We start from the raw sequence: 1,739 nt of genomic DNA on the forward strand, positions 1-1,739 counted from the left end.
GACCATGAAGAGTTCTGGAGTCGGCGCAAACGGCAAGAAGAACAGTACAATCACCATGGCGAGGCTTGCACCACCAGAAATGCCGAGCACACCTGGTTCTGCCAATACGTTGCCTAATAACACTTGTAAGCTTGCGCCAGATACCGCTAGCCCTGCCCCGATGGCAATAGCTGCTAATAATCGAGGTAAGCGTAAATCAATCAGTAGTTTTTGTTCTAATGTGGACAAGGTGCCCAGAGGGGAAATGAAGAGATCGCCAACCATTAGGTAAATAGCACTCAGCGCGATAAGCAGTGATGCCATCAGATAAATGGCTCGCGTCCATTTGCGCTGTTTTTGGTGAAGAAGTTGTTGGAAATCCATATCAAGCTACTTTGAGATTGTTCGCGTAACCTTACCTGTATACCCAAGTAAACTCAAGGTTCACACCGTAATGTGAACCTTGATATTTCAACCAGTTGAGCGGTTATTCAACGAACCGTCGTCGCTGCTACAGATTAATCGTAAACCAACTGCCCATGGTCAAATCGTGTTTCCACTTCACACACCATTAAGGCTGCTCGTTGACCGATAGCAACATTACGGTTTGGGAACACCACCGCTTCGTTTTCATTCTTCGCCATTAATGGTTTATCACCATCATGGCCAAAGACTTCACCGTGCTTGAATGCAGTAAAGTTCTCTACAGAATCTGAGAACATGAAATCGAAATCATCATGTAAACGAACAATGGTGCGGCTCACACGATAAGTAATGGTTCGCTTGGGCAGATGCTCTGGCTCAGCTTCCGCGATTAAATTACGCATGGCGAGATCAAAAGCCGTTAGTCTATCGAGTTGGTTCTCACCAATTCTCGCGACCTGCCCGAGTTCCATTGTCAGAGCCTGCGCTCCGAAGTTTTCAGCGCTGTACCAGCTGAACGTGCTGGTAGGTGCATTCGACAGCAACACGGCTTCAACATGAGCACTGTTGATGAAGTCGAATAACTCTTTGCTACGTACTTCGTGGCGAACCTTAGGGCTCACTGCAAATGAATAGTGCTTAGATAAACGGATTGCACAGTGCAAATCTAAGTGCCAGCGTGTTTCTGGCTTGGTTTCTTTATAAAACTCTGTCACCAGATACTTTAAGTTCTGGGCGATATCCACTTCTCGATTGCTCTCGTACTGCTTTTCATCAAACAGACGGTTCATATTCACATCAAGAAAACGGGTATGCGCGTTGGTTGCTTCTGGGTGAGCTATGATAAACAAGCATCTAGCGTTCACTGCCTGAAAGCCTGTTTCAATATCCTCAACGAGCTTATCAATCAGCTCCATTGGTGAGGTTTCGTCGCCGTGTACACCGCTTGAAAAGATAATGTTCTTGGTTTCAGAACTGTAATCAGCGGGAATCACTTCCAACACGCCACGTTGATGAAGCTTAATTTGAACACCGTTACTCAGTACGGTCTGTCCTGCAAACACTTCTTGCTCAAGATCTAGGCTGTCAAAAAGAAATGATTGGCGAAAGAGGGTCTTCGTCATGCGTTACTCCTTAATTGCACGGCCGTATGTTAATAAATTGTACATAGAAATTGTGTTGCTAGGATCGCACTTATCAACAGAAACTCCGTTATCACTCACAAATACTACCCATAAATTTTATATTTCCTGCTTATCAACAAACCGAGGCCTGTGCTAAATAACTTTCTCTATTTAAAGCAACTTTTGGTTATATCAAGTTCTTTCAGCAAGATA

The 1,739-nt window shown here is 44.6% G+C and carries 2 protein-coding genes; both read right to left on the reverse strand.

Translation table 11 applies throughout. The annotated features are described in order from the left end of the window. Positions 1-363: iron chelate uptake ABC transporter family permease subunit (locus BCT81_RS22880; protein ID WP_157938888.1), on the reverse strand; the 363-nt coding region annotated here is incomplete at its 3' end. Between the two features lie 134 nt (positions 364-497). Continuing rightward, positions 498-1,526 (reverse strand): succinylglutamate desuccinylase, encoded by a 1,029-nt coding sequence (locus BCT81_RS22885; protein ID WP_061031481.1) that lies wholly within the window; start codon positions 1,524-1,526, stop codon positions 498-500. Between the last annotated feature and the right edge of the window lie 213 nt (positions 1,527-1,739).

This window comes from Vibrio sp. 10N.261.52.A1 (assembly GCF_002876325.1).
Lineage (GTDB): Bacteria > Pseudomonadota > Gammaproteobacteria > Enterobacterales > Vibrionaceae > Vibrio > Vibrio chagasii.

What these genes read in the sequence shown, in the direction of transcription:
- BCT81_RS22885 (WP_061031481.1), bottom strand. Translation starts at nt 1,526, where the DNA reads ATGACGAAGACCCTCTTTCGCCAATCATTTCTTTTTGACAGCCTAGAT.